The organism is Candidatus Omnitrophota bacterium (assembly GCA_028716245.1).
In the GTDB taxonomy this organism is placed as follows: Bacteria; Omnitrophota; Gorgyraeia; order Gygaellales; family Profunditerraquicolaceae; genus UBA6249.
The window spans coordinates 1-25,505 of the sequence record JAQUQW010000001.1 but is presented as its reverse complement, the minus strand read 5'-3'; the positions used below and the strand labels follow the sequence as shown (position 1 = coordinate 25,505).

Annotated in this window: 26 protein-coding genes; all 26 read right to left on the bottom strand. The window is 41.6% G+C overall.

The features are described 5' to 3' along the window. The coding region (locus PHG87_00130; GenBank protein ID MDD5476608.1) for a prepilin-type N-terminal cleavage/methylation domain-containing protein at positions 1 to 111 on the bottom strand (111 nt) is incomplete at its 3' end. Between the two features lie 41 nt (positions 112 to 152). Then, positions 153 to 533 carry a prepilin-type N-terminal cleavage/methylation domain-containing protein gene (locus PHG87_00125; protein ID MDD5476607.1) on the bottom strand — a complete coding sequence of 127 codons (381 nt, stop codon included), beginning with the start codon at positions 531 to 533 and terminating at the stop codon, positions 153 to 155. A gap of 61 nt (positions 534 to 594) precedes the next feature. Further along, on the bottom strand, positions 595 to 1,833 hold the full coding sequence (locus PHG87_00120) for a type II secretion system F family protein (GenBank protein ID MDD5476606.1): 1,239 nt from the start codon (positions 1,831 to 1,833) through the stop codon (positions 595 to 597). Next, entirely contained in the window at positions 1,833 to 3,548 is a 1,716-nt protein-coding gene (locus PHG87_00115) for an ATPase, T2SS/T4P/T4SS family (GenBank protein ID MDD5476605.1), read from the bottom strand. Before PHG87_00115 ends, PHG87_00120 begins: the two co-directional genes overlap by 1 nt. 2 nt (positions 3,549 to 3,550) lie before the next feature. After that, positions 3,551 to 5,092, bottom strand: coding sequence for a secretin N-terminal domain-containing protein (locus PHG87_00110; protein MDD5476604.1), 1,542 nt, complete (start codon positions 5,090 to 5,092; stop codon positions 3,551 to 3,553). Between the two features lie 36 nt (positions 5,093 to 5,128). Further along, positions 5,129 to 5,572 (bottom strand): hypothetical protein, encoded by a 444-nt coding sequence (locus tag PHG87_00105; GenBank protein ID MDD5476603.1) that lies wholly within the window; start codon positions 5,570 to 5,572, stop codon positions 5,129 to 5,131. Next, positions 5,573 to 6,100, bottom strand: a complete 528-nt coding sequence (gene pilO / locus PHG87_00100) for a type 4a pilus biogenesis protein PilO (protein ID MDD5476602.1) — start codon at positions 6,098 to 6,100, stop codon at positions 5,573 to 5,575. It lies immediately after the preceding gene. 1 nt (position 6,101) lies between these two features. After that, positions 6,102 to 7,649, bottom strand: a complete 1,548-nt coding sequence (gene pilM / locus PHG87_00095; protein MDD5476601.1) for a pilus assembly protein PilM — start codon at positions 7,647 to 7,649, stop codon at positions 6,102 to 6,104. Further along, positions 7,646 to 7,864: a helix-turn-helix domain-containing protein gene (locus tag PHG87_00090; GenBank protein MDD5476600.1), complete on the bottom strand. Its 219-nt coding sequence runs from the start codon at positions 7,862 to 7,864 to the stop codon at positions 7,646 to 7,648. The genes pilM and PHG87_00090 overlap by 4 nt, the downstream gene beginning before the upstream one ends. Positions 7,865 to 8,082: 218 nt before the next feature. Further along, positions 8,083 to 8,466: a hypothetical protein gene (locus PHG87_00085; GenBank protein MDD5476599.1), complete on the bottom strand. Its 384-nt coding sequence runs from the start codon at positions 8,464 to 8,466 to the stop codon at positions 8,083 to 8,085. Further along, a complete protein-coding gene (locus PHG87_00080) occupies positions 8,459 to 8,665 on the bottom strand; it encodes a winged helix-turn-helix domain-containing protein (GenBank protein ID MDD5476598.1) in 207 nt (68 codons plus the stop codon). The genes PHG87_00085 and PHG87_00080 overlap by 8 nt, the downstream gene beginning before the upstream one ends. Positions 8,666 to 8,725: 60 nt before the next feature. Beyond that, positions 8,726 to 10,993: a tetratricopeptide repeat protein gene (locus tag PHG87_00075; protein ID MDD5476597.1), complete on the bottom strand. Its 2,268-nt coding sequence runs from the start codon at positions 10,991 to 10,993 to the stop codon at positions 8,726 to 8,728. Then, on the bottom strand, positions 10,990 to 13,785 hold the full coding sequence (gene uvrA, locus PHG87_00070) for an excinuclease ABC subunit UvrA (GenBank protein MDD5476596.1): 2,796 nt from the start codon (positions 13,783 to 13,785) through the stop codon (positions 10,990 to 10,992). Before uvrA ends, PHG87_00075 begins: the two co-directional genes overlap by 4 nt. A 29-nt stretch (positions 13,786 to 13,814) precedes the next feature. Further along, the gene (locus PHG87_00065) at positions 13,815 to 15,035 is read right to left on the bottom strand and encodes a glycosyltransferase family 39 protein (protein MDD5476595.1); all 1,221 of its coding nucleotides are present in this window, start codon (positions 15,033 to 15,035) and stop codon (positions 13,815 to 13,817) included. Further along, positions 15,013 to 15,774 (bottom strand): glycosyltransferase family 2 protein, encoded by a 762-nt coding sequence (locus tag PHG87_00060; GenBank protein MDD5476594.1) that lies wholly within the window; start codon positions 15,772 to 15,774, stop codon positions 15,013 to 15,015. The genes PHG87_00065 and PHG87_00060 overlap by 23 nt, the downstream gene beginning before the upstream one ends. Before the next feature lie 90 nt (positions 15,775 to 15,864). Next, a complete protein-coding gene (locus tag PHG87_00055; protein ID MDD5476593.1) occupies positions 15,865 to 16,104 on the bottom strand; it encodes a hypothetical protein in 240 nt (79 codons plus the stop codon). Positions 16,105 to 16,137: 33 nt separating this feature from the next. Then, positions 16,138 to 16,974, bottom strand: coding sequence for an aspartate dehydrogenase (locus tag PHG87_00050; GenBank protein ID MDD5476592.1), 837 nt, complete (start codon positions 16,972 to 16,974; stop codon positions 16,138 to 16,140). Beyond that, positions 16,967 to 17,815, bottom strand: coding sequence for a pantoate--beta-alanine ligase (panC, locus tag PHG87_00045; protein MDD5476591.1), 849 nt, complete (start codon positions 17,813 to 17,815; stop codon positions 16,967 to 16,969). Before panC ends, PHG87_00050 begins: the two co-directional genes overlap by 8 nt. After that, positions 17,812 to 18,213, bottom strand: a complete 402-nt coding sequence (gene folK, locus PHG87_00040) for a 2-amino-4-hydroxy-6-hydroxymethyldihydropteridine diphosphokinase (protein MDD5476590.1) — start codon at positions 18,211 to 18,213, stop codon at positions 17,812 to 17,814. The genes panC and folK overlap by 4 nt, the downstream gene beginning before the upstream one ends. After that, positions 18,213 to 19,373: an LL-diaminopimelate aminotransferase gene (locus PHG87_00035; protein MDD5476589.1), complete on the bottom strand. Its 1,161-nt coding sequence runs from the start codon at positions 19,371 to 19,373 to the stop codon at positions 18,213 to 18,215. Before PHG87_00035 ends, folK begins: the two co-directional genes overlap by 1 nt. Before the next feature lie 68 nt (positions 19,374 to 19,441). Beyond that, positions 19,442 to 20,152 (bottom strand): 4-hydroxy-tetrahydrodipicolinate reductase, encoded by a 711-nt coding sequence (dapB, locus tag PHG87_00030; protein MDD5476588.1) that lies wholly within the window; start codon positions 20,150 to 20,152, stop codon positions 19,442 to 19,444. Between the two features lie 13 nt (positions 20,153 to 20,165). Continuing rightward, positions 20,166 to 21,044, bottom strand: coding sequence for a 4-hydroxy-tetrahydrodipicolinate synthase (dapA, locus tag PHG87_00025; GenBank protein ID MDD5476587.1), 879 nt, complete (start codon positions 21,042 to 21,044; stop codon positions 20,166 to 20,168). Further along, positions 21,037 to 21,822, bottom strand: a complete 786-nt coding sequence (gene dapF / locus PHG87_00020; GenBank protein MDD5476586.1) for a diaminopimelate epimerase — start codon at positions 21,820 to 21,822, stop codon at positions 21,037 to 21,039. Before dapF ends, dapA begins: the two co-directional genes overlap by 8 nt. Then, positions 21,809 to 23,047, bottom strand: a complete 1,239-nt coding sequence (gene lysA / locus PHG87_00015) for a diaminopimelate decarboxylase (protein ID MDD5476585.1) — start codon at positions 23,045 to 23,047, stop codon at positions 21,809 to 21,811. The genes dapF and lysA overlap by 14 nt, the downstream gene beginning before the upstream one ends. Then, complete coding sequence (gene argH / locus PHG87_00010) at positions 23,048 to 24,424, bottom strand: argininosuccinate lyase (protein MDD5476584.1); 1,377 nt, start codon at positions 24,422 to 24,424, stop codon at positions 23,048 to 23,050. A gap of 112 nt (positions 24,425 to 24,536) precedes the next feature. After that, the coding region (locus PHG87_00005; protein ID MDD5476583.1) for an argininosuccinate synthase at positions 24,537 to 25,505 on the bottom strand (969 nt) is incomplete at its 5' end.

Sequence of the window (25,505 nt, the reverse complement as noted above, 5' to 3'; positions counted from 1 at the left end):
CGCACGCCCTTTTTCCACTACTTTAGTATACTGAGTCATACCTACAGCCGCTAAGATTCCTACAATGATGATAACGACAATTAATTCCACAAGCGTAAAACCTCTTCTCATTTTACCCCCTTTTTTTATAACACGCTGAAGCCTTTTTTATCTTAATAACCCGCGGAACCTCCGAAATTACCATTAACATCCAATGTTTTAGTATAAGCTATCGTACTTTGCGGATTTTTTCCGCCGGCAGTACATCTGGTGGCCGTACATGTCCCGCTAGCAGCGTCGCAAACATACGAAAAATAATGCGTGAATACACAAGCCGTCGGAGCTGAAACCCCTAAACCGGCTACCCCCTGATAAGCGCCATTTTCTGTATATTCGGCAATTTCCGCGCTTCTTAATGTACCCAAAAGCATTCTGGCTTCGGCCGCACGCCCTTTTTCCACTACTTTAGTATACTGAGTCATACCTACAGCCGCTAAGATTCCTACAATGATGATAACGACAATTAATTCCACAAGCGTAAAACCTCTTCTCATTTTACCCCCTTTTTTTCTTTTCTGTTAGTATTTTAAACCTACACTAAAGAATTGTCAATATTTATCCGCTTATTTTTGAAAGCTCAAATATAGGCAAAAACATCCCAATAACCATAACCCCAATAATGGAACCGATAAAAACCAAAACAAAAGGCTCAAACATAGCCACAAAACGCGCCAGGAATGTATCGCAATATTCCTGATAAAAAGAATTGATCCTTCTGAACATTTGCGGAAGCTCGCCGATTTCTTCCCCGATGCTCACCATCTGGATGACCATCGGTTCAAAAAAATTACTGCGCTCAAGTGACTCCCGAAGCGGTTTACCCTCCCGCACATCCTCTTTAATCTTACGGATTATATCCGCCATTATCAGGTTGTCTACGCTGCGTTCCGATATCTCCAGAGAATAAAGAATCGGGACGCCCGATTCCAGGAGCGTGGACATTTCCGAAGAGAATCTTTCGATATTCAAAGCTAAAAAAAATTCACCAAAAACCGGTAATTTAAATTTAAAATTTTCAAAGCTCTTTCTACCGGGCTTAGTCTCTATATATTTTTTAAAAGCAAAAACAATTCCCGCGATTGATAGAATCAGTAAAAACATAAATTTTCTAAGAAAAACGCTTACTCCTACTAATACCTGGGTGAGAAAAGGCAGAGTAATGTTAAAATTTTTAAAAATTTCGGCAAAAGTAGGGATTATTTTAATGGATAAAAATAAAAGCGCGCCAATTCCGGCGGCAGTCAAGATCGCCGGGTAAATTAACGCTGAAATGACCTTTCTTTTAAATTCCATGGCTTTTTCCAGATATGCCGCAAGCCGGCTTAAGACAATTGCCAAGTTTCCGCTGGCCTCCCCGCTTTCTACAAGGTTGATCCAGAGATCGGAAAATATTTTTGGATGCACGGCCATGGCTTCATGAAAACTTAAACCTGCTTCCATATTCTTAGTTAAATCCGTAATCACCTCATAAAGCTTTTTGCTAGACACCTGCTTGGCAATAATATTTAAGCTCATCAGTATCGTAACGCCTGCCCCAATCAAGGTCGACAACTGCCGGCAAAAAAGCATGAGATCCTCACCGGTTACTCTGCCGTGCTTAGGTTTAAACTTGACTTTTACCAAATTCTTAACATATGGAGCGCCGGATGCCTCAACGTTTTCGGGAATAATATTAACAATGATCAATCCTTTGGATTGGATTTTGGTTACCGCTTCTTCTTGATTTAAAGCATCCTCTGTACCGGTTTCTTTGGCCCCGGAACGAGTCCTGGCAACATAATAAAACTTAGGCATTATTCTACTCCCAAAGTAGTCGAAAGAACCTCTTCCAAAGAGGTAATTCCGCTTTCTACTTTCTTGATCCCGGATTCATAAAGTGTTTGCATGCCTGCGGCCCGGGCAACTTCGCGTATCTTCTGGAAAGATGCCCTCTGGTTAATTAAATCCTGGATCTCCAACGTAATGGGCATAACCTCAACAATGCAGGTTCTGCCTTTATATCCGGTATTGTTACATTTAGCGCATCCTTTAGGCCGATAGATAAGCTCGGCTTTGATGGAGGCTCCTTTAAGCTGGGCACTGGCAGGCTCATATGCCTCCTTGCAATCCGGACATAACTTACGAATGAGCCTCTGGGCAATAACAATAAGCAGGGAAGGGGCAAGCATATACGGCTCAATACCGATATCCATAAGCCGGGTTACTGCCGAAGGAGCATCATTAGTATGCAATGTACTTAAAACTAAATGCCCGGTAAGAGCGGAACGAATACAGATCTGCGCGGTTTCCAAATCCCTAACTTCTCCTACCAGCATAATATCCGGATCCTGGCGCAAAAAACTGCGCAAAGCCGCGGCAAAGGTAAGCCCGATTTCCGGCTTGATCTGCACCTGATTAATCTCATCCATCTTATATTCTACGGGATCTTCAACCGTAACAATATTTTTAGCGGGGCTCTTGATCTCATTTAAGATAGCATAGAGTGAAGTGGATTTTCCGCTTCCTGTCGGCCCGGTAATAAAAACCAGCCCATAAGGAGAAAAGATTGCCTTGCGCACATGCTCAAGCTGCTTAGGATCAAAACCCATGTAATCCAAATTCAACTTAACCCCGCCGCGGTCAAGAATCCTTAAAACCGCCTTCTCTCCGTAAATAGTCGGGACGATCGAAACACGGATATCGATCGGACGCTCATCAATACGCACTAAGATCGCCCCATCCTGAGGTAATCTTTTTTCCGCGATATCAAGCTTGGCTAAAATTTTGACGCGCGAAACAAGCGGCAGATGCAAATGTTTTGCCGGAGGAGGAATCTCATAAAGCTTGCCATCAATCCTGTAGCGTAAAGAAATTTTGTCTTTAAAAGGTTCAATATGTATATCCGAAGCCCGTTCATCGATTGCCTGACGGATTATTAAATCTACTAATTTTACAACCGGGGCCTCTTCTGCCCTGGCAATCAGCTTATCCAGGCTCAGCTCCTGGCCCAACTCTTCCTGGCTCTGGGCAAATGAAGCGCTTATATCATAACTTGAATCAACCGCATCCTTAAGCATCGCTGATTTCCCATAAAATTCTTCGATTGCTTTCATAATATCAGAACGCGTAGCGATTACCGGATTAATCTCACCACCGGTTAATTTTCTTAAGCTATCGATAAGAAGAAGATCCAGGGGATCAGCCATGGCTACAGTCAGAGACCTGAGCATACGCGAAAGGGGTAAAACGCAGTTTTTAAAAGCAAAATCCTGGGGGATAAGATGCTCTAAGCCCTGATCCATCGCCGGCTTGAGCATTCCTGTGCCCAGTGAAAAATAAGGCATGTTTAGCTGTTTACCTAAGGCTGCCACTACCTGATCTTCTTTAACCATTTCCAACTTGATCAGAATTTCACCAAGACGGCCGCCTTCCTGCCTCTGGACGCTGATAGCTTTTTCCAACTGGCCGACAGTAATCAATCCTTCCTTAATTAAGAACTCGCCTAATCTTAAATACTTGTCTCTTACCATTATTAATGCTTTTTATCAAATTTATTCATACTCGAACTGATAATATAATCACGGGTTGAACCAAACGCAGAGCCTTGTTCCCTGGCCGGCAGTTGAATATTCTGGACTTGGGCAAGTTTAAAATCCGTTTTATCTCTAACAATACGCGGAGTGATAAAAACTATCAATTCCCGCTCGATATCCTTGGTTTGGTCCTTATGCCTAAATAAAACCCCTAACAGGGGGATATCGCCTAATATGGGTAGTTTTTTAATGGCAACACTCTTGTCCTGATGGATCAGCCCGCCCAAAACTACAGTCTCTCCGTCCTTAACCTTAACTATGGATTTTGTGCTTCTTACTTCAACATCTGACTGCGGATTACTTGAGTTACTCAAGGAACTTATATTCGAAACGCTTGATTTTGGATTGATCACCATCGTAATCTCGTTTGTATCCAGATTTATCTGCGGGGTTACTTTAAGGAAAATACCGGTTCCTTCTTTAGTGAGCTCAAGGCCGGTTGATCTTAGATAAACGCTGGTAGTGGTGGGACTTCCCCCGGTGTTAAAAGTTGTTGTATCCTGCCTGCCCACTATCTCATCCTTGGTAATAGAAATTTCCGCGGTTTCATTATTCAAAGTAAGAAGCTTAGGCCGGGCCAAATATTTCGTATCGGTGAGCGTCCTCATATAATCCAACTGCATCTGATAAGAATTAGCGCTAGGATTAACGGACAGAGTACCGTAAGCTCCATCCACGATCTTCCCCCAGCTATGGTAGGGAAAACCCAGGCCGGCAGTAGCTCCGGTAACAATTGCCGTAAAAGGCGTATCGCCGAACTCAAAACCCAGCTTATCTACCGCGTTCTTGCTTACATCCAACATTTCCACTTCGAGCATTACCTGGGGTATTGCCACATCCAATGACGCGATTACTTGAGCAATCACTTTCATTTTCATAGGAGTATCGGTAACAATAAGGCTATTGGTGCGGAAATCTTCGATCAAAGAACCCGATCCGGAAAGTAATTTTTTTACGGCGCTGGATATCCCGCTTTCACCTTCCTCTTTCCATTTAGTTCTAGCGCTGGCAGATGCACTAGCCGTACCACTGGTATCTGAGCTGCTTTTAAGCGCACCCTTAGACAACTCCTCTTTTAAGGATGAGGTAGAAACTGTAGCAAATTTTAAAAAGAAAACTTTGGTCACGGTTTCGGTCTCCATCTTACCCCATTCCTTAACCACAAAAATATTGGCTTTATTGTCCAGCTCATAAGAGAGATTGTTTGCGCTAAAGATCTTATCCATCGCATAGTTTAGCGGCACCTTATCAAGATAAAGAGTAACTTTTCTATCCTGTACCGCCTCAGAGGAAATAAAATTTAACCCTGACTGCATGGAAAAAGCCTTGAGAATATCTTTAAGGCTAGCATCCTTAAAGTCCATAGAGATAACAACGTCACCTCCAGGAAAAACCGGTTGAACCTCGGCATTTAACCGCGGGACAAAAAAAGCAAACATTAAAAAACCGGTAACGGCAAGAGTGAAAAATATTTTTTTCATTAAATCCCTCCTTTAATTTTTTATTCGGCAAAAGCCCTATTCTTTTTCATTTAAAACAGAATTTTGGCCGGGTGCCGCTAAATTAACAACCTCTCCGGCAAAACTTAAAGTAACCCCTTTTTTATCAATGCTCAAAATTTCAGCTCCGTTTATTGAATCTCCGGCAACTAAAACCTTATTATTAATAATGGCCTGAGGCACCTTTGCCCCCCAGATTATCCCCTGCACCTCCAAAGCGCTAAGATTGATTTTTGGCCGTTTTAATTCAGCCGCTTCCTGTTCTTGCAAGCTTGGCTTTTTTCCCTCTTTTACCATAACCGACACAAAAGGATCGCGTAACTGCCCGGATCTATATTTAATTTGCGGACGGTCGATTGTTTCATCAGCTGTATTTGCCTGCGCTAAAGCAATAAACCCTAAATTTATTACTGCAGTTAGAGAAAAAACCAAGGATATATAATTGGATAAACGTTTCATCATTTATTTATAGGATATTGTGCTGATTTTTAAGTTAACGTTTAAATTCGTATTTGTACTTTCCTGAGGCTCTTTAATTTCTGCCGAAGCTATGCTTACCTCATCAACTATATAGATATCCTTATAGCTCTCAATTTGGCTGATAAAATTACCTAAAGAATGATAATTAGGCGCGCTGAGCGTTATTAAAAACACCGATTTAACGTAATCAGGATAAGCCTCCTCATTGCTGGGTTTTATAGAAACAATTTTAATTGAGCAATCTTTGGCTATATTTGATATTGTGTCGATAACCGAACCCATATCTTCCTTGACAAAAATTTTCTTATACCCTTCTATTTTTCTTTCAAGGCCGGCTATTTCTTCCGTGGCCTTATTCTTCTTAAGTTCGTCATCCTTCTGTTGGATTAAAGAATTTACCTGTTCATCAGCTGTTTTATAAATCTGGAAAGCAATGAATAATGCCAAGATGATTACCCCGAGATTTAAAACTTTACTTTTATTCTTTTCAAATAACTCGACCTTTTCCATGCTATTTTCTCTCCGGAAAATTCTGGCAGACTATTGTAAATACCGTTAAACTCTTATCCCCTACCAGTTTTTGATCAATTGAGCTTATGATAATTTCTTTAAAATATTTAGAAAATACAGGATCTTTTTTCAAGTTTGTAAGGAAAAGGTTGACCGACTCAAACTCTTTTTCGCCATTTTCCAGATAAACCTGCCCATTAAGGATAAGCTCGGTCCTGCTCCCTATTTTTTTAGTCAGGCTAAAATTTTCCAGCCACACCCCTTTGGGTAAAAGAGCAGGAATTGCATCAAGCGGATAAGTAACATACAGCTGATTCTTCACCAAATTATCCAAGGTAACAATTTTTTTCTTGTATTTGGCGCCCAAAGCAGAAAGACCGTCAAGGCTATCGTCGCCAACAACAGAATTGATTTTTACCCGTTTACTTTTAATTTCAACCAACTCCTCCTGCATAGGTTTAACACGCATTAATCCGTATCCAAAAACAGCCGCACAGACAACAATCCCTAAAATTATGAATTTAAAGTCCAATTTGAAACCTTCCAATAAGGCAAGGGGTTTCCAGCCTTCGCTAACAGCCTTGCCGGCTTTGAGCCTTGCCTCAAGCAGATTTATTTTAATTTTAAGAGGCGCGGATTTAAATAACGCGGTGGAAAAACTTTTGGCAAGTATCGAAGAATACCCAACCCCTCTGCCTAAAACCTTCTGAATTTCCACAAACTTTACCGGAAGAGAAAATTCTACAAAAAAAGAATTTAGTTCAGAACGGCTTTCTTTATCAGAAATTACAAAGATATTTTTTATATCTTTCTCGGGGAATTTACGATTATAGTAATCAAGGGAAACCCGGATCTCATTTTTTAATTTCTCGCGTTTGGCAATAGAATCAGTCTCTACGGTCTGCTCAAAGCTCGCCGGCTCACCCGTTAAAATAAAATCGCGGCTAAATAAGGAAAACCCGTTTTCAAAAACCGTAAAATTTGCCTCATCTTCATTATTTAAATCATAGCAAAGAGTTGCCACCACACCCGCATCGCTTAAACCGGAAAGTTTTAAGAGACGTAAAATACTAAAAGCTGAATATTCTACTATATCGACTTTAAGATTAAGCTGTTTAGAAATAGAGATGTAATTGGTAAGGATCTCCTTTTTTATTCCGACAAAAAGCACAAGGCTGGTCTTGTTTTTTTTATCAAATAAGACTTGAAAATCATAATCCAACTCTTCAAGTTTAAAAGGTATATATTTCTTGGCCTCAAAATTAACCGCGCTCTTTAATTCACTTTGCGGAAGAAGCGGGATCTCAAATGTACGGATAACCAGGTCTTGGCCGGAGATGCAAAAGAAGGCTTTCTCTGCGCTTATACGATTGGTCCGGAAAGCATCCTTAAGCATAGCCATTATCTTTATGTCCGCAGGAACCTTCTCTTCCAGTTCTGCTATAGCCAAACTAAGATGCGGCAGGCGGATATTATTCACAATCTTCTTACCGCTGACCTCCACCAGATTAATATCCTTGATCCCGAAATATATACCTAAATAATTCATTGGCTATCCCCCGGAGCCGACGCAGCCGGCCCATTCGAACCAGTCGATTCACGTTTCTTAGACCTTAACCAGTTATCGATATCCTTGCGGTCAAACCTCCAGACCCCTCCAACTTTAATTCCGGATATTTTACGCTGGTTAAGCCAGTTATAGATAGTCTGTTTCTTTAATTTCAGATATTCTGCTAATTCATCGATATCAATTAGTCTTGACATGAGTGTTATTTTTCCTTGCCTGAGGGTAAAACAGGCTTAACTATAAAGTATTATGGTTTTAATTAAAACATAATGAACTTATCTTGTCAAGTGTTTTTTTATATATACTTACTTAAACTTACTTATAATAGTTAACAGCGACGAAAAAAGGCGCATGCATTCGCATACGCCATCATCATAAACTTACTTAGATTATAATATTTTGTTAAATAATATGATTAAGGTGTGTAGGTGTAGTCCGCTTTAGCGCTTATTTTCCTGGTACCAGAGGGTCCTGTTCCAAGATCATATACAGTAATATCTACTCGCTGAATTGAGTTGGGCAGGTTGGGAAGATTGATATCACAACCACTCTTGCACAAAGTCTTTACATATTGTCCGCTAGCCGGCCAAAGCGCATCATCATTCCTGCGCAGTTTATCCAGTGCGTAGAGCACCCCTGCCTTTGCGGCATATTGCCCCTGAATTCGGCTTAATTGATGATGGGTCAGGCGTGACTGATTGGATATGATTCTTAGGATGACAATGGTCAACATTGCCACAACCATAATTACCCCGATAACAATAAAAAGGATTACCCCCTTTTTATTACAATTAGGCATCTTTCCTCAGTGAAATTCGATAATCATTATCTTTTTTCACTAAAATAACGTGGCCTTCCCGGGCAAGCCAGCCTAAACTCATCAGAATATTTTCAGGCGTACGATCAAGCTCCCTGGTCAAGTCACTTAAAGTAACCTCGCCTTTTTGATCCAGGTAGTGCCAAATTTCACCAGCAACTATACCGATCTCAATAATCATCTTATCCTACCCTCCTCCATATATTTACATTTATTCTATAAACATTCAAGAATAAGTCAACTAGTTTTTTGAATTTATCCACTCAACTCTTTCCTGGGCAAATTTTGCCTCCTGGCCGCCTTGTTCGATAATCCGTTTATAAATCTCCAGGGCCTGTTTAAAACTTTCCTTATCTTCATAAAGTTTGGCTGCGCGTAAAAGCGAGCGCGCCAGTAAATCCGGCGATTGCGGATAGAGATCGGCTGCCAGAAGATATTGTTTAGCTGCCGCATCAAACTCTGAATTGGCTTCAAGTGTCTCGGCTAAATTAAAACGGATATTGGCCACATCCTTAACCTCTGCCAGCTCAAGGCTCTTGGCATAATAAAGTTTGGCACCTTTATAATCGCCAAGCTTATATGAAGTTAAACCCAGGGCGTAAAATGCGCCGGCGGACAGCCGGCTATCCGGAAAATCTTTTGCCAAGGAAGTAAAATACCTGCGGGCAAGCTCCAAATCATTACCCCGGTAATAATATTGGCCAAGCCACCACAGAACATCCGCAGCTATGCTTGAACCGGGGTATTTAGACCGTAAGAGCTTAAATAGCCTAAGCGCCTCATTCTCTTGTCTTAATTTATAATAACAATCCGCAATTTCATATTCGGTTTTTTGCAGTAATTCAATATCCTGAGGATAGAGCTTAAGAATATCTTTGAAAACATTAAGGGCTTCGTTAATCTTTCCCAAACTAAGAAACGCTGTGCCAAGCATATAAAATGCCTGGGGACGCAGCGGATCATCCTTAAATTCATTCTGGAATTTAGAGAAAACCTGGCAGCTTGCCAGATAATCCGCTTTCTGAGAATACGCCGTTCCTAAAGAATAAGTCGCGCCACCCAGGTACTTTGACTGCGGATAATTTTTTAGCAGAAGTTTAAAAGAATTGATTGCCTGATCATACTTTAAACTTTTCAATTGCAAAGATCCAAGTTGATATTGCGCATAGTCCAGGTAAGCTGAATCCGGATAAAGTTTTAGAATTTTAGCGTAAGCTTCTTCCGCTTTTACAAAATCATTTGCCTCCTGATAAGCCTGAGCTATCTGAAAAAGCACGCTTTCCTTTACAGACAGATTATTAGTTTTTTTGGAAATACCTTCAAAAATATCTATGCCTAAATTAACCCGGCCTTCCTTTATATAAGCTAAGCCCAGATTATAACGTAATTTATCGGATAACTCATCGGGAATACTAATTTGCCTGTCCGCCTGGGCCTCTAATTTATCAATTTTATCCAACCCTTCTTTATAAACATTTACGGCTTGAGTATATTCAGTTAGATTGTAAAACGCATCGGCACGGCCCAAATATGCCTGAATACGTATTAATGGGTCGCTACTTATATCGATAAGCTGTTCATAAAGCTTCTTTGCCTCATAGACCCGGTTAGTCGAAGACATCAATAACGCCTGGCCCAATATAAGGATATCTAAACTTTTTTTATCCAGGCTGTTTTGTTTAATCTCCGCCAATATTTCTTCGGCTTCTTTGTATTTGGCAAGCTTAAGATAAGACCAGCCTAATCCCAGCTTCGCTAATGCCTGCGCCTGTTGCTCTTTAGAAGCTTGTGCTGATTTAAGGTAATTTTTAGCCGCTTCATCAAAATTATCCAGATAATATTCTGATTCCGCCAGGTAAAAGTACAGATAGGGCAGGCGTAAGGCGTCATTAACATAAAGCTTGAGGACGGGCTTAATCTTATTCTTTAATTCCGAGTATTCTTTAAGATTATATAAACATTCAATTAATTTAAATGCGGCATCTTTACTTTGAGGCTCACCTGGAAATTTTTCTATCAGGCTCTTAAAAGTTTGTACTGCCTGGCTATATTTACCAATCTGGGATAGCGACCAACCCAGCGAATAATATGCCGCAGCGACATAAGGGGACTGAGGAAACTCGGTGATTAATTTCTGGTAAAACGCGGCTGCCTTTTCAAAGTTACTTCCTTTAAAATGGACTTCGGCCATCCAAAAATAAAGAGCATCCTTAAAACTGCTGCACTCCGGGTCATTGAATAATCCTTCAAAAATATTCAGCGACTCAAGGTAACGGCCTTGCTGAAAATAACATTGTCCGCTTAAAAGACGGGCTTGCTTAACTTCGGATGAATTACCGTACTCTTTCTGGAATCTTTCCAGCATTCCCAGGCTGACTTCATAGAATCCGTCTTCATATGCCTTTCTGGCCATAAAAAGCAACTCAGTCTCTTTGGGATTTTCATAAGCAAGACAAACGGAAGTTAAAAATAATGCCGAAATAGATAGATAAACAATTATTTTTTTCATTTATTCATTAATACTTCTTTAAGAAATTTAGCGGTATATGATTTTTCTATCTTCACCAACTCTTCCGGGCTGCAAGCGGCAACGACCTCTCCGCCCTTATCTCCGCCTTCAGGGCCAAGGTCAATAATATAATCGGCGCATTTAATTACCTCGAGATTATGCTCAACGACCACCACGGTATTGCCGCGTTCAACCAACCTCTGCAGGACCGAGATTAATCTGGCGACATCGGCAAAATGCAGGCCGGTGGTAGGCTCATCCAAAAGATAAAGTGTCCTGCCGGTGGAACGCTTAGATAGTTCTGAAGATAGCTTGATTCTTTGAGCTTCTCCTCCGGATAAAGTAGTGGCGCTTTGGCCCAACTGAAGATAACCCAAACCAACATCGGATAAATACCCCAAAGTATTTTTTATCTTAGGAATATTACTAAACAGCTCCAAGGCGTCTTCGACAGTCATTTCTAAAACATCCGCAATGGATCTGCCTTTATACTTTACCTCTAGGGTAGCCTGGTTAAACCTTAATCCTTTACATAAATCACATTTTACGTAGACATCGGGAAGAAAATGCATTTCAATTTTCTTGATGCCGTCGCCTTCGCAGGATTCGCAGCGCCCGCCTTTAACATTAAATGAAAACCTTCCCGGTTTATAACCTCTGAGCCTGGCTTCAGGAAGCTGGGTAAATAAATCCCTGATATGGCCAAATACCCCGGTATAAGTAACCGGGTTTGACCGCGGAGTCCTGCCGATCGGCGATTGGTCAACCACAATCACCTGATCAATTTCCTGGATGCCGCTTATGGATTTAAACGCGCCTGGTTTTTCCTTAGACCGGTAAAGCTTACGGGTTAAAGCCGGATAGAGTATATCGCTAATTAATGTCGACTTACCTGAACCCGATACGCCGGTCACGCAAATAAGCCTGCCTAAGGGGAAACGCAAATCAATATTCTTCAGGTTATGCTCGCTGGCCCCTTTTATTTCAATGTACTTTGCTTTTTGCCAGGGCCGCCGGTTTAGCGGTGCCTGAATCAAAAGATCACCGCGCAGATATTTCGCAGTCAGGGAATTTTTATCCTTTAAAAGTTCCCCTTTATTTCCGGAAAAGATAACTTTGCCACCACCCCTTCCGGCCCCCGGCCCTAAATCCACAACAAAATCGGCGGCAAGAATAGTTGCGGCATCATGCTCAACCACGATTAAAGTATTTCCCAAATCCCGTAAAGTCTTTAAGGTTGAGAGCAACTTCTGGTTATCCCGCTGATGCAAACCAATACTGGGCTCATCCAAAACATATAAAACCCCCACCAAGCCGCTGCCGACTTGGGTAGCCAGGCGGATTCTCTGCGCCTCCCCGCCGGATAAGGTCGAACTCTTGCGGTCCAAAGTCAAATAATCCAAACCAACATCCGCGCAGAATTTTAATTTTTGAGTTATCTCTTTTAACGCCTGGTAACTGACTAACTTTTCTTTTTCCGTTAATTTCAGCCCCGTGAAAAAACTCAGCGCTTCTTTTATGGGCAACTGAGTGATCTGCCAGACATTTTTTTGATTAATCAATACCGCCAGGCTTTCAGCTTTTAGCCGGGCGCCTTTACATGCCGGGCAGGAAAGGCTGGACATAAACTTGCTTATTTCTTCTTTAAGATAATCGCTGTCGGTCTGATGGAATAATCTTTCTAAATGCGGGATAACTCCTTCAAAAGGCTTGTTGCCCACGACTTCATCGCTGCCATAAAGGATGGCTTTTTGCGCGGGCTTGGGTAATTTATTAAAGGGTGTATCCAGGTCGAATTTTAGGCGCAAACTTAACTCCCGGATAAGCCAGCGGTAATAAAGAATATACCCCCTGCCGCCGCGCTTCCATGGCTCAAGGGCCCCGGCGTTAATGCTTTTGTTTTTATCCGGAATGATTAAATCCGGGTCGAATTTAAGCTTGGTCCCCAAACCGTTACATTCAGGGCAGGCCCCGTAAGGAGAATTAAATGAAAAATTACGCGGGTTAATCTGCGCGTAGCTTATACCGCATTTTAAACAGGCATATTGCTCGCTAAAGATAATGTCTTTAGAGGCGCCTTTACTGATAATCACCGTGCCCTTGCCGACTTTAAGGGCGGTTTCAATGGAATCGGTAAGCCGCTTTGCTGCGTCGGCCTTAATATTAAGACGGTCAACCACTATTTCAATATTATGGATTTTATATTTGGCTAATTTTATCTTTGCGCCAAGCTCATAAATTTTACCGTCTACCCTGGCGCGCACAAATCCGGCTTTTTGAATCTGCGAAAAAATTCCCCTGTGCTGGCCCTTCTTTCCTTGGATTAAAGGAGCCAGTATCTGTATATCCTGGTTTGCCAGCCGACCCATAATCGCCTCAATTATCTCTTGGGCGCTCTGGCTTTGAATCGCTTCACCGCACTTATAGCAATGGACATGCCCGATTCTTGCAAATAACAACCTTAAATAATCATAGATCTCGGTTTGCGTGGCAACGGTTGAACGGGGATTGCCTCCGGCAGAACGCTGTTCGATAGCAATCGCCGGAGACAAGCCGGAAATAAAATCCACATCCGGTTTCTGCAGCTGTTCCAAAAATTGTCGGGCATAGCTGGAGAGGCTTTCGACAAACCTGCGCTGGCCTTCGGCGTAAATGGTGTCAAACGCCAGGCTGGATTTTCCTGAGCCGGATAAACCGGTCATGACGATTAATTTATTGCGCGGCAGATCAAGGTTGATATTTTTTAGATTGTGCTCCCTTGCGCCACGAATAACTATGTTCTCACTTTTCATTTTAATAGTAGTTGTTTTATTTATGCCTATTATTTAAAAGGAATAATCTGCACGGCGCTTAACAAACGGAAGCTCATTGGGTCGTAAATGCCTTGCTGCACAAATAATATGTAGAAACGCAGATAATCGCTAAAAGCCAAAAAAACTATCAAGATAGATACAATAATAAAAGATTTATTTTGCATATAACGCTTGCATATTCTATCTAACATAAGTAAGGCAAAAATCCGCATAGGCATATCTATACTCATAATATAGCGCGCATTTTTGGTAAAAAAGTTAAAGATAAAAAAATTAAAAACCAAAAAAGCGCATAAAAATACAGCTGTTTTATCTTCTTTACCCTTATTCAATAAAATAACCATAATATAACCGAAACTCAAAATCAGTATCCATGGAGAAAGGATTAAATAATCAATTATGTAACGATACCATGGCCCAGAACCAAAAAACACAGCGTAGTTATTAGTACTTGGTGAAAAGAGGATTATTTTTGCTGTTGCAGGAATAAAAAACAATACTCCCAAGCAATAATATATTAACGCAACTAATAGGCAAGGGGAAACGTAAATTATCAAAAACTCTTTTAGCGCTATCCTTCTCTTCATCAGCCAATTTTGCCATAAGTGCCAACCCAGAAAGAAAATAAAACACAACGCAGCGGTTTCCTTAATTAGAATAGCGCAGGAAAAAGCGAAAACAAAGAGGATTGAATTTAATTTATTAAAGTTTTTTAACAAACCAAAGAATAACCAAACTGAAAGTGAGGTAAAAAGCATTAAACAGCTTTCTAGAAGCGCGCGCCTGGCCATAGCTAAATTAAGCGGTGAAAATGACAATAGCACTAAAAATAAAACTGCTAACCTCTGTCCAAAATATATCCTGGCAAAATAAAAATTAACTAAGAGAAAACCCATAAAACAAAACATAGAAAAATATGCCAGATTAAGCAAAGAAACTCCCATCAATTTTAACCAAAATGCTGAAAAAACTATGTATAGAATACGCAAAGGATTGGGTAATTGCCATAGATTCAAATTCCCCAGATAGGCTTGGAAAAACTGCCTAAATGCGCCTAAACCATTGGCTTGAGTATAGACGGCATAATTTAAATAAATGCCTTCATCGGCTTTAGGATAAAAACTAATCTGCCTAGAGGTTAATAGCAAAGAGCCTAAAGATATCAAAATAATAACTAACACCAGAATACAAATTTTTATTTGGGGATTAAATAATAATTTTTTTAGCATCTTTGTTAAATATTTTAAAGTTTCCTAGAGCTGAAACTTGCAATTTAAATTTAATAGCAGTAAAAATTACTCCTAAACCATAAATAACGCTACGTTTAAATGTAATACTTGAAGATTCATGAGTATAGACTGATGGCGCGGTAATCTCGCCGATTCTAAAGCCAAAATAAACACCCTGGGCAATAATCTGGTTATCAAAAATGAAGTCATCTGAATCTTCTAATAAAGGCAACTCCAGCAGCACTTGGCGGGAAAAAGCCCGATAACCCGTATGATACTCAGATAACTTTTGACCCAAAAGAATATTTTCCATAAAGGTGAGTACGCGATTTGATATATATTTGTACAACGGCATACCTCCAGATAAGGCCGCACCCCCTAAGATACGCGAACCCAAAACAATATCAAACATGTCACTAGAAACAAGAGCGGCCATAGCATTTATTAATTTAGGGGGGTATTGATAATCCGGATGTAACATGATTACAATATCTGCGCCCATTTTTAAAGCTTCCCGGTAGCAAGTCTTCTGGTTTGCACCGTAGCCAGAGTTTTTCTCATGAACAAACACTTTTAACCCTAATTTCTTAGCGATTGCCACAGTATCGTCATGGCTTTGATCATCAACTAGCAACACATCATCAATAATTCCTTTAGGAATCTGCCGATAAGTATTTTCCAGCGTTCGGGCAGCATTAAAAGCAGGCATTACTACAACGACTTTTTTATTCTCAATCATAGGGAGATTATAGCAAAAATTTGCTTAAAAACAAAGGTGACAGTCACCTTTGTGACAGTCACCTTTGTTTTATACCATAAAAACGCCAAATTACTTCTTTTTCTTCTTTCCGCCTCTTTTCATCTTAGCGCAAGAAACATCGCCTTTCTTGTCTAAGAAATAAAGGTATCCTACTTTTCTTTTGATACCGCATTTGGCTACCTTCTTAGGATTACCTCCCTTTTTGGCGCCTCTTGCCATTTTCGCGCAGGAAACATCCCCCTGCTTGTCAATATAATAGAGATAACCTTTTTCCCTTTTGACTCCCACCTTCATTACTTTGTCAGCCATCTTTGTACTCACCCCCTTTCGTCTGTTAATTAATCAAGTGCCGATCTTTACCGGCTCTAAAATCTGCTTTAAAGTCGCAATCGCCGAGAGCACCGCCAGGTAACTGGTCTTGGGATTTTGCGGATGCAGGATATTTTCAGTGCGCGTAAAAATCCTGGCTGCCTTGGATTCGATTAAAACCTCATGAATGTTTTTATTAACATAAGGGCTGGCAATTATGCGCACCTGCGTTTTATCCATCCCAATAGCGGCTAATCCCAGAATTGCGGCGACATTAATATTCTGCGGAAAATATTTTACGGCATCCGCGGCTTTTCCGGAAAATAAAACTTTGTCTTTTTTTAAACCGGAGAGCTTAAAGTTTCTTTCGACATATTCTACGCCCTTAAACGCGTTAGGATTTTTGCGCGTAGTCAGGACCACCTTCTTTACTCCGGCGATGTTGGCAGCCTTTAAAGCATCAATGCCCGAAATAGCTCCGCTGGGGAAATAAACCTGAGCGTTATTCTTTAGGGCTAAAACCAATAACTCATCTGAATGGTTCACCATTCCGCCAACGCTCATAATCATAACTTTACGCCCATTTGATAAAGATTCTCGCGCAATCTCCCAGGCTGCTTTTGCGCTGGATGCCTCAATCACCAGATCCGATCTTTTAATAAGAATACCCAGATCAGCCGCGCATAATTTACTGTTTTTTATTAATTTCCTGGAAAGGAATTGGGCTTTTTCCGGCCGGATATCAAAAAGCGCGGCTAAAGAAGCGGAATTGCCAAAATTTGTAACTATCTCTTTTGCCAAGGAACTGCCAATAGCCCCGCATCCAACAATCCCAATTTTAAGCGGCTTGCGCCGGATCTTTTTAGGCATAAGCAATCAATGTATTATCAATCAGCCGCGTTTTGCCGAATTTCACTGCCAAAGAAATCAGGCAATTACAGTCTATCTTTTTAATATTGTTAAGTTTTTCCAAATCAACTATCGCGATATAATCGATTTTTGCTTGTTTCTTTTTTTTAATAAGCTGCCGCATCCTGCTGATAATCCTGGCAGTATCACGCTGGCCGTTAGTAATCAAGGATTTAGCCAAAGATAATGCCTTAAATAAAACCGGCGCTTCCTTTTTCTGCTCATTATTCAAATAAATATTCCGGGAGCTCAAAGCCAAACCATCTTTCTGGCGTACCGTTGGCATAACTTTTACTTTAACCGGAAAATTAAGATCCTTGATCATCTTGGTAATAATAATTGCCTGCTGAGCGTCTTTCTGGCCTAAATAAAGAATATCGGGAGCAACGATATTAAGTAATTTGGCTACAACCGTAGCCACGCCGCGAAAATGCCCGGGCCGGGAAATCCCGCAGAGTTTGCCGCCCAATTCTCCTGCCTCAACAAAAGTAGAAAACCCGCGCGGATACATAACTTTCTCAGTTGGCAAAAAAACTAAATCCACGCCGGATTTACGGCAAAGTTTGAGGTCCTTTTTCAGCGGACGTGGATATTTTTTAAAATCCTCCTTTGGCCCGAATTGCGCCGGGTTAACAAATATACTCACAACAACGATATCATTATCTTTTACTGCCTGCTTAATCAGGCTTAGATGCCCAAGGTGCAATGCCCCCATTGTCGGAACAAAACCTATGTTTTTACCTTTGCAGCTAACTTGCTTGATTATCTTGGTTAATCTTTGAGGATCGCCAATAACTTTCATAAAACCTCTTTTAACGGCTCAATCACAAAATTACGGCAAAACATGCGCGCGTGCGGAATAGTTAATGTTTTACTTTTTATAGACCTGTCTGCGTAAAGTAAAATATCCAGATCAATAACCCGGGGGCCAAAACGCGCGGTTTTGGCGCGGCCCAACTCTTTTTCAATCTCTTTTAATTTTTTCAATAAGTTTAGCGGGGAAAAATTAGTTTGAATTTTTATGGCCGCGTTTAAATAATTAGGCTGCCCGGCAGGCCCGCCGACGGGTGGAAAATCAAAAAATCCCGATTCTTTTATTATTCGGGTATTTTTCAAGGCGTTAATTTTTTTAAAAGCTAACCCTATGTTTTTCCTGCGATTACCCAGATTTGTTCCAACACCAAGATAACAAATAACCATTAAGCGATTTTCTTTAAGCGCTCCAAAGCCTCTTTAATCCTCTCTTTGGGAACGGTCAGGGCCATGCGGATATAACCTTCTCCATATTTACCAAAACCCACTCCGGCAGTAGCGACGATATCAGCCTCTTTTAGGAGGCGGCCGGAAAAATCTATTGAATTCTCCTTAGGAGGAATCTTTATCCAAACATAGAATGTCGCTTTAGGTTCGATTGCTTTCCAACCCAGGGCGTTGAGCCCTTCGCATAGAACATCCCTTCTTTCCTGATAAAGCCGGCACATTGATTTTAAATAATCCTGCGGCCCATCCAGGGCGGCAACCCCGGCAAGCTGAACCGCGGAGAATATCCCCGAATCGATATTGGATTTTACTTTGGCTAAAGCGCCAATCAGCTGGGGATTACCGCTGGCCCATCCGATACGCCATCCGGTCATATTAAAAGTCTTGGATAAAGAATGGAATTCAATAGTGACTTCCCTGGCGCCCGGAAACTCCAGGAGACTGCGCGGTTTATAACCATCGTATGCCATTTCAGAATAAGCTAAATCCGAAATAATTATGATTTTGTTCTTGGTGGCAAATTCGATAAGCCGCTTGTAGAAATCATCGCTGGCGCAGGCATTAGTCGGGTTATTCGGATAATTGACAAAGATAATCTTGGCTTTTTTACGCGCGGTCAACGGGATTTTATTTAAATCGGGAAGGAACGCGTTTGATTCCAATAAAGGCATGAGATGGGATTTACCCCCGGCTAAAATTGTGCCGCCTTTATAAGGAGGATAATAGGGGTCAGGAACCAAAGAAACATCGCCTGGGTTTAAAAAAGCCAAAGGAAAATGCGCGATACCTTCTTTGGAACCAATCAACGGTAAGATTTCCGTATCCGGATTTAAATTAACGTTGAACCTGCGCTTATACCAGCCGGAAATTGCGCTGCGCAATACCGGCATACCCTGGTCTAAAGCGTAACGGTGGTTAGCCGGATCCTGGGCCGCCTTACTTAAAGCGTCAATAATGAATTTTGGAGTAGGCTGATCCGGATCCCCCACTCCTAAATCGATAATATCCCTGCCTTCGGCGCGGGCCTTGCGTTTGGCTTTATCGATTTCCAAGAATAAATAGGGTGGTAACTCTTTCAGTTTTTTAGAAAATTTAAACATGATTAAACCTCTAACCCCCTTTCCCGATTAGCTTCGAAACAGTTTCCGACTCAATCGGGAAACTATTGTTATTTTAAGACATCTTGCATAGAATATAAGCCCACGGGTTTTGCGCTGACCCATTTGGCTGCCTTTAAAGCTCCTACTGCAAACAGGTCGCGTGAATGCGCCTGATGCTTGATTTCGATGCGCTCGGAGTTTCCGCAGAAAACCACCGTATGGTCACCGACAATATCGCCCAGGCGGATGGAATGCATCGGAATATCTTTTTTAGTGACCTGTGTAATCACCTCCGCTAATTTTTTTGCGGTTCCGCTAGGTGAGTCTTTTTTAGCTTTATGATGCGCCTCGACAATCTCTACACTATAGTCCGGCCCCAATCTTTTCGCTATGTCCGGAAGGATAGTAAATAAAACATTCACGCCTATAGACATGTTCGGCGAAAAGACAACCGGGACAATTTTGGAGACCTCTTCAACTTTACCTCGCTGCGCCTCAGTTAAACCTGTAGTGCCCAACACCAGCGCTTTTTTATATCTGGCAGCATAATCCAGATGCTCATCGGTTGCTTCAGGCAAAGTAAAATCAATGAGCACATCAATCAGAAATAGTCCGTCCGGGTTAGAGGACACTTTTAGCCTCCCCATCTCTTTGCCGATTAAAGGCGTGCCTTTTTTTTCAAGGACCAACCCCACCTCTAAATCCTTATCCAAGCCGGCAAGCTCAAAAATACGCCTGCCCATTTTTCCGCAAGCCCCCGCGATTCCTATTTTTATCATTTATCTCCTCTCCTTATTTCAGAAGGCCATACTCCTTTAAAGCTTTTTTAAGTTTTTCCAGATTACTCTCCGACATACCGCACATTGGAAGACGCAGGTCCGGCTCACACATTCCCAATAAACCCATCGCTGTTTTTACGGGTATGGGATTGGTCTCTAAAAATACAGCTTTAATCAAAGGTAATAATTTATAATGCAATTCCCTGGCTTTTTTGAGATCGCCTTTTTCAAAAGCGGAAACTAAATTCGCGACATCTGTGGGTACAATATTGGCAACTACGGAAATTATTCCTGTGCCGCCGATACTTAAAACCGGCAACGTCAATCCGTCATCACCTGAAAGCAGGTCAAAATCTTTCGGGCGAAGCTGTTTTATCCTAGACATCTGGTCCAGGCTGCCGGAGGCCTCTTTTACCGCCACGATATTCTTGCAATCCTGCGCTAATTTGGCGATTGTTTCCGGTTCGATATTTACGCCGGTGCGCCCGGCGATATTATAAAGGATAATCGGGATTTTTACCGATTGAGCTATTGCTTTAAAATGCTCGTATAAACCTTTTTGCGTGGGGCGATTATAATATGGAGAAACCTGCAAAGACGCATCAGCCCCTGCGCTGGCTGCTTGTTTAGTCAGCATAATCGCTTCTTCGGTAGAATTCGAACCGGTCCCGGCAATAACCGGGACTCGCTTTTTTACCTGATCAATGGTAATTTCAATTACTTTTTCATGCTCCTCAAAATTTAAAGTAGCCGATTCCCCGGTAGTGCCGCAAGGCACAATACCGCTGGTGCCGTTTTTAATCTGAAAATCAATTAGATCGCGTAATTTTTTCTCATCGATTTTTCCGCTTTTAAACGGCGTCACTATTGCTACGATCGAACCCTTAAACATAATATTCTCCTTTGTAAACTATTCTGGCACTTCCCTCCAGCCAAATATTACTAAATTTAGAATTAACTTTCTGGAAATAAACTTTCAGGATCTCCCCGCTTTGCGTTTCTACCTTAACTAAGTTATCCAAATTATTTTTTAAAGCAAAAATCAGGGCGCAAGCAACGCTCCCTGTTCCGCAAGCCAAAGTTTCATCCTCAACTCCTCTTTCATAGGTACGGACCCTGATGGTATTGGCCCCTTTTACTTCCACAAAATTTACATTGGTTCCGGCTGGCCTGAATTTCACGTGATTGCGGATACTGCCTCCAATCTGCCTCACATCAATATCATTAATACCATTTACAAAAACTACCGTATGCGGAACCCCGGTATTTATAAAGCTCGCTTTTATCACTCTGCCGTTTATTTTTATAGGAATATCTAATTTTATACCTTTCGGATCAGTAATCTGAACTTTTACCCGCTCGCCGTAAACTTGTGCGTTAATTACTCCGGCACAAGTAACGAGCCTGGATTTCTTCTTGCCGCTAAACAAAGCAGCGCAGCGGGCTCCGTTTCCGCACATCTCTGCCTCTGAACCATCGGCATTAAATATCTTCATCCTAATATCCGCTTTTCTGGATTTTTCCAATATCAACAGGCCATCAGCGCCTATACCAAACCTCCGATCACACAATGCTTTGGCTAATGCGGATAAATTCCCGGCAGGTTTATCTTTAATTACGATAAAATCATTTCCGGAAGCAACCATCTTGATAAAATTAAATTTTCTCATTACGGATTAAATCCTCAAAAGATTCTCTTTTACGAATCAAGGATATTTTATCTGCGGCCACCATGACCTCGGCTGCCCGAAGACGCGAGTTATAATTACTGGACATGCTAAACCCATAGGCGCCGGCCCCCATTACCGCCAGATATTCCCCCTCTTTGACTTTGGCAATATAGCGCTCTTTTGCCAAAAAATCACCGCTTTCACATATCGGCCCGACAACATCGGCTTTTTCGCTTTTTAAATTTTTACGCAAAGACAAAATACTGTGGTGCGCCGAGTACAACGCCGGACGGATTAAATCATTCATACCGGCATCCACGATGATGAATTTCTTTTTCGGCGTATGCTTAATGTAGATGACCTTAGTAACCAAGATTCCGGCGTTGCCCACAATAAACCTGCCCGGCTCCATAATTATTTTAAGCCCGGTTTTTTTCAAAAGCGGGATGATTTTAGCGGCGTAAATCTGGGCGGTCTGCGGAGTTTCACGGTCATAAACAATACCCAGGCCGCCGCCGATATTTAAATATTCAAGTTTTACGCCTTTATGTTTTAAACGCTGGATAAAATCCGATACCTTCTTTAGCGCTGCCACAAACGGCGCGCTTTCGGTAATTTGCGAGCCGATATGGATATGCAAACCGCAGATATTTAAATTTTTAAATTTAGCGCGTAAAAGAAGTATCTTGTAGGCGCTCTCCAAATCAATACCGAACTTATTCGTAATTTTACCCGTAGTCACATATTTGTGGGTTTTGGCTTCCACGTCGGGATTAAGGCGGATCGCCACGCGGGTAATTTTTTTAAGTTTCCCGGATATGCGGTTGATATTCTCCAACTCCGCCGACGATTCAACATTAAAAAAGAAAATGCCTTTTGAAATCGCGGTAACAATTTCTTTATCGGTTTTGCCGACTGAAGCATAAACGATTTTTTGCGCGGGGCAGCCGATTTTAAGGGCCCGATAAAGCTCCCCTCCGGAAACTATATCCAGCCCGGCGCCTTGACTAACCAAAGCTTTTAATATGGAAAGGTTGGAATTTGCTTTTACCGAATAGCAGATAAGCGGATTGATTTGAGCGAATGCGGATCTTAGCTTTAAGTAGTGATCCAGGAGGGTGCTGCGGCTATAAACATAAAGCGGCGTGCCGAAAGTTTTAGCCAATTTTTCAACTATAACATCCTCGCAATAAAGCTGATTTTTCTTGTATTTAAAATCGTGCATTTAGTTTAACTTTTTCCCCCATCTATCGATCTGCTTGGCTACCAAGACGGGATTGGTACTGCCAATAGACAATTTTCGGCTTACCGAAGCCCAAGCATTCAAGATGTTCCTAACATCAGGGCCTAATTTATCCGAATATTTCTTCAATTCACTATCAGATAAGCTTGATATTTTTTTGCCTTTATCCAAACAATCCCTTACGATTTTGCCGACAATATCATGCGCTTTGCGATAAGAAATGCCTTTCTTAATCAGGTATTCGACGATATCTACCGAGAATAAAGATTCCTCTTTGATCTTACCGGCAATTGCCTCTTTCTCAATTACGATATTCTGAAAAAGCGCCACAAAAATTTCCAAGATATCCTTCATCGTGTCTACGGCATCAAAAAGCGGCGGCTTATCCATCTGTAAATCCCGGTTATAAGATGACGGCAGTCCCTTCATCAGGATCATTACACTGGAAAGATCCCCGTGGATTTTACCGACCGAGCCCCGGATTAATTCTAGAATATCCGGGTTCTTTTTATGCGGCATAATACTTGAGCCGGTGCAAAAAGAAAAATCAATATCGATAAAATTGAACTCTTTTGTGCTCCAGAGGATCAGGTCTTCGGCAACCCGCGACAGGTGCACGGAAAGGATAGTTAATTGCGCCAGAACCTCAAGAATAAAATCCCTGTCGCTTACGCTATCGATACTATTGGCAGTTACGGTTTTAAAATCAAGTTCTTTTCTGACAAACTCCCGGTCAATAGGCAAACCTGTCCCGGAAAACGCGCAAGCACCCAAAGGCATAGAATCAATCCTGGTCTTGGCATCTAAAATTCTTTCTTTATCCCTCTCTAGGCCCTCGATATAACTCAACAAGTGGTGGCTCAAAAGCACCGGCTGGGCAACCTGTAAATGCGTATACCCGGGAATAACCACCTTTGAATTTGATTTCGCCAGTTTCAATATGGATTTTTGCAGCTGGCTGATATACTCAACCAGGTCGGCGATTTCACTTTTCAAATACATTCTTATATCTAAAGCAATCTGATCATTACGGGAGCGGGCGGTATGCAATCGATGCGCCGGCTCCCCGATCTTTTTAACCAACAACTCCTGGATATTCGAATGTATATCTTCAGCGCCGGGATCAAATTTGAATTTACCGCTAATCACCTCTTTAAGCAACGCGTTTAGGCCTTTGACGATCTGTTGGCTGTCTTTTAAAGGAATGATTTTCTGTTTACCCAGCATCTTGGCATGGGCAATACTGCCTAAAATATCATACTTAGCCAATCTCTGGTCAAAGGATATCGATGAAGTAAACTTATCGGTCAACGCGTTTGTTTTTTTGCCAAATCTTGTTCCCCAAAGTTTCTTGGCCATTTTTTCTCCCTATGAATAATTATATAAAATTGCTGCTTAAGCGGGTGGCTTGGGTGTTTTCGCAGCGCGTTTAGCGCTAGAAAATACCCAAGACAGGACCCGCTTAATATAGTTATCTTTTATAAGGCATTCCCCATAACTTAATGAAACCTTCGGCCAACTTCTGGTCGAATTTATCTTCTTTACCGTAAGTACTCAATTCTTTTTTATAGAGTGAGTTGTTGGATTTTCTCCCCGCCACAACGCAGGATCCTTTAGACAGTCTCAGTTTAATGGTTCCGCTGACTAACTTTTGCGTCTTATCCACAAAACCATCCAAAGCATCTTTTAAAGCAGAAAACCACAAACCATAATAAACTAATTCAGCATACTTAAGGCTGATCATTTCCTTAAAATGCGCCAGCTCTCTATCCAGCACCAACGCCTCTAATTCTTTATGCGCGGTATAAAGGATAGTAGCCGCGGGTGCCTCATAAATCTCCCGGGATTTAATCCCCACCAGCCTATTCTCAACCATATCGCTTCTGCCTACCCCAAATTGCCCGCCAACTTCATTAAGGTAATTAATCAGATTCTTGGCCTTAAAAACTTTTCCGTCGATTTTAACCGGCACTCCCTTTGCAAAAGTTACCTCAATATACCGGGGATAGCTTGAATTATGCGTCGGGCTCTTGGTAATCATATAGGCGTCTTCCGGAGGCTCCTGCTCCAAATTTTCTAAGACGCCGGCCTCTATGCTTATGCCCCAAAGGTTCCTGTCAACACTGTAAGGTTTTTTCTTGGTTACATCAATCGGGATATTATATTTTAACGCATATTCAATCTCTTCTTCCCGCGATTTAAATTCCCATTCTCTAACCGGAGCAATAATTTCCAATTTCGGATCAAGTATACCCACGGCAACCTCAAGCCTGACCTGATCATTGCCTTTTCCGGTGCAGCCGTGCGCAACCAGTCCGGCCTTCTCTTTATGCGCAATCTGCACTAAATATTTAGCGATTAACGGCCTGCCCAACGCCGTAGCCAAAAGGTATTTACCCTCATAAACAGCATTGGCCTTTAAAGCGGGAATAATGAAATC